The 2921-nt window shown below is 59.1% G+C and carries 2 protein-coding genes; one reads left to right on the top strand and one right to left on the bottom strand.

The annotated features are described in order from the left end of the window. Nucleotides 1–115: 115 nt before the first annotated feature. On the bottom strand, nt 116–1171 hold the full coding sequence (locus AC3WP4_RS28445; protein ID WP_074871716.1) for an HAD family hydrolase: 1056 nt from the start codon (nt 1169–1171) through the stop codon (nt 116–118). Between the two features lie 255 nt (nt 1172–1426). On the opposite strand from AC3WP4_RS28445, the gene AC3WP4_RS28450 reads away from it, so the two are divergent. Continuing rightward, nucleotides 1427–2818 (top strand): L-cystine transporter, encoded by a 1392-nt coding sequence (locus AC3WP4_RS28450; protein ID WP_076029404.1) that lies wholly within the window; start codon nt 1427–1429, stop codon nt 2816–2818. Nucleotides 2819–2921: the final 103 nt, after the last annotated feature.

Raw genomic sequence — 2921 nt, forward strand, 5'->3', positions numbered from 1 at the left:
CTGATCGTTCCCACGCTCCCGCGTGGGAATGCCTCAAGGGACGCTCCGCGTCCAGTGACGCGGAGCGTCACGGGCTGCATTCCCACGCGGAGCGTGGGAACGATCATCGTGGTGCTTACTGAATCTCTTCAGGCTTCACGATCACCCAGTTCTTGTCCGCCGTAACCTGCAACCCTTCCTTGGCCTGAGCCGCGGCGTGCTTGGCCATCATGCCGTTAATCTGGGTCATGTATTTGTCTTTGCGGTTGATCCACAAGTGGATGCCACCCTTGGCCACGTCGACATCGTGGAACAGCATGTAACCGTCGCTGGTCGGGGTATCGCCACCCACCAGTACCGGTTTTTTCCACTCATCGATGTAGGTCAGGATCGCCGCATGCTTACCGGCCATCCAGGTCGCCGGGGTCCACAGGTACGGGGTCAGCTCGAGGCCGAGGTTGGCCTTCTCGTCATACTTGCCCGCGGTGATCTGCTTGCGTGCTGTGGTCAGTTCGCCGGTCTTCGGGTCCTTGAGCAATAAGCTCACGCCGATCACGTTCTGCGGTTTGACGTTGTAGCCGTACTTCGGATCGGCGGCGACCATGCGCACCAGTTCTTCGGAGGCGGCGGTCATCACGTAGACCTCAATGCCGTTCTCCATCAGCTTGTTGTAGAGCTCTTTCTGGCCGGTGAAGATTTTCGGCGGGTTGACGTCGAGTTTCTTGACCACGTCGCCTTCGTAATACGTCACCGGCACCGGTTTACCGGACGCCATCAACTCATCGACGTAGCCTTTGAGTTCCTGGAGGGTGAAGCCGGAGAACACTTGCGCGACCCATGGATAGCAGACCATGTCGTCGAGTTCGCAGAGGCGATAGTAGTAGCTGAACAGGCTTTCCTTGTGATCGGCGGTGTCTTTGAACGGCATCAGTTTCAGGGAGGGGTCGAGCTTCTCGCGGGTGATCAGACCCTTGTTTTCCATGAACGGCAGCAACGACTCTTCGAGGTCGTAGCGGTAACTGGTGTTATCCATGTCGAACACCGCGTAGTTACCTTTGTTGGCATTGGCGGCAATCATTGCGTCCAGCGCCTTGGCCTGATCGGCTGGCCAATGCTTCAAATCCGTAGCGAATACCTGGCCGGCAAGGCCCAGGCAAAGTGCAGCGACCAGAAATTTCGGTGCGAGCTTCATCGGCAATGCTTCCTTGTTAAAAGACCCTGATTCAAAGAGCTCGACGCTATCAAATAAATATGACAGCCCTCGTCTGCCCGCGACCGCTTGCGTCCCTATTACGCCAGCTGCATCTCTGTCAGCGACGCTTGCTTATTCCAAAAACGACAGTAGCCAGATGTTTTTGATATTAATTCATTAGATATCAAGCTGTTAGGCTTGCCGGTTCGCGGCTGCCCCGGAAGGTGGCCGGCACAAGTCTCTATCGGAGTTCCAATGAATCTGCCGCTGATCCTCAATCTGCTGGTGTTCCTCGCCCTGCTCTTTGGCCTGGCGCAAACCCGTCACACCACCTGGAGCCTGGCGAAGAAAGTCCTGCTCGCGTTGGTGCTGGGCGTGGTGTTCGGTGTGGCTCTGCACACCGTTTACGGTGCCGGCAACCCGGTACTGAAAGCCTCGATCGGCTGGTTCGATCTGGTGGGCAACGGTTACGTGCAGTTGCTGCAAATGATCGTGATCCCGTTGGTGTTCGCCTCGATCCTCAGCGCCGTGGCCCGTCTGCACAACGCCTCGTCGCTGGGCAAGATCAGCTTCCTGACCATCGGCACGCTGCTGTTCACCACGGCCATTGCGGCGCTGATCGGTATCGGGCTGACCAACCTCTTCGGCCTGACCGCCGAAGGCCTGGTGGCTGGCACTCAGGAAATGGCCCGTCTGCAAACCATCCAGACCGACTACGCGGGCAAGGTTGCCGACCTGAATGTGCCGCAGCTGTTGCTGTCGTTCATTCCGCAAAACCCGTTCGCCGACCTCGCTCGCGCGAAGCCGACCTCGATCATCAGCGTGGTGATTTTTGCTGCATTCCTTGGGGTCGCGGCGCTGCAACTGCTGAAAGATGACGTCGAGAAAGGTCAGAAAGTGATCAACGCCATCGACACCCTGCAAGCCTGGGTGATGCGTCTGGTGCGTCTGGTGATGAAGCTGACCCCTTACGGCGTATTGGCGCTGATGACCAAAGTGGTCGCCGGCTCCAACCTGCAGGACATCATCAAACTCGGCAGTTTCGTGGTGGTTTCCTACCTCGGGCTGGGCCTGATGTTTGTGGTCCATGGCCTGCTGGTCTCGGCCGCCGGGATCAATCCGCTGCGGTTCTTCCGCAAGATCTGGCCGGTGCTGACGTTTGCTTTCACCAGCCGCTCCAGCGCTGCGACCATTCCGCTGAGCATCGAAGCCCAGACCCGCCGCTTGGGTATTCCACAGTCCATCGCCAGTTTCGCTGCGTCGTTTGGCGCGACCATTGGCCAGAACGGTTGTGCCGGTCTGTACCCGGCGATGTTGGCGGTGATGGTCGCGCCAACCGTGGGCATCAACCCGCTGGACCCGCTGTGGATCGCAACGCTGGTGGCGATTGTGACGCTGAGTTCGGCCGGTGTGGCGGGGGTTGGCGGTGGCGCGACGTTTGCCGCGTTGATCGTGTTACCGGCGATGGGCTTGCCGGTGTCACTGGTGGCGTTGCTGATTTCGGTTGAGCCGCTGATCGACATGGGCCGCACGGCGTTGAACGTCAGCGGTTCGATAACGGCCGGTGCGATCACCAGCCAGATCATGCAGCAGACCGATAAAGAGCTGCTGGATGCGGATGCGCATTCGGAGTTGGCTCACGCTTAACCCGCTCTGATCGTTCCCATGCTCCCGCGTGGGAATGCCTCAAGGGACGCTCCGCGTCCAGTGACGCGGAGCGTCACGGGCTGCATTCCCACGCAGAGCGTGG

Source organism: Pseudomonas sp. FW305-20 (assembly GCF_058788075.1).